Annotated in this window: 1 protein-coding gene; it reads right to left on the reverse strand. The window is 54.9% G+C overall.

The genetic code is table 11. From position 1 onward, the window contains the following. A partial coding sequence (locus ACQ4OE_RS26735; RefSeq protein ID WP_430948455.1) for an elongation factor Tu occupies nt 1-852 on the reverse strand: 852 nt, incomplete at its 5' end.

The raw sequence follows: 852 nt of genomic DNA on the forward strand, positions 1-852 counted from the left end.
TTACTCGATGATTTTGGCTACGACGCCAGCGCCGACGGTACGACCGCCTTCACGGATAGCGAAACGCAGACCGTCTTCCATCGCGATGGTTTTGATCAGGGTAACAGTCATCTGAATGTTGTCACCTGGCATTACCATTTCAACGCCTTCTGGCAGCTCGCAGTTACCAGTCACGTCAGTAGTACGGAAGTAGAACTGTGGACGGTAGCCTTTGAAGAACGGAGTGTGACGACCGCCTTCTTCCTTGCTCAGAACGTAAACTTCTGCGGTGAACTTGGTGTGCGGCTTAACCGAACCCGGCTTAACCAGAACCTGACCACGCTCAACGTCGTCACGCTTGGTACCACGCAGCAGTACGCCGCAGTTCTCGCCAGCACGACCTTCGTCGAGCAGTTTGCGGAACATTTCAACACCGGTGCAGGTGGAAACGGTAGTGTCACGCAGACCAACGATTTCCAGCGGATCTTGAACGCGAACGATACCGCGCTCGATACGACCAGTCACAACAGTACCGCGACCCGAGATCGAGAATACGTCTTCGATTGGCATCAGGAACGGCTTGTCGATCATACGAACTGGTTCTGGGATGTAGCTGTCCAGAGTCTCAACCAGCTTCTTGACGGCAGTGGTGCCCATCTCGTTGTCGTCTTTGCCTTCCAGCGCCATACGAGCCGAACCGATGATGATTGGAGTGTCATCGCCCGGGAAGTCGTAGGTGGACAGCAGGTCGCGAACTTCCATCTCAACCAGTTCCAGCAGCTCTGCGTCGTCTACCAGGTCAGCCTTGTTCAGGAAAACCACGATGTACGGAACGCCTACCTGACGGGACAGCAGGATGTGCTCACGGGTTTG

The organism is Pseudomonas sp. WC2, from assembly GCF_050586545.1.
Taxonomy (GTDB): domain Bacteria; phylum Pseudomonadota; class Gammaproteobacteria; order Pseudomonadales; family Pseudomonadaceae; genus Aquipseudomonas.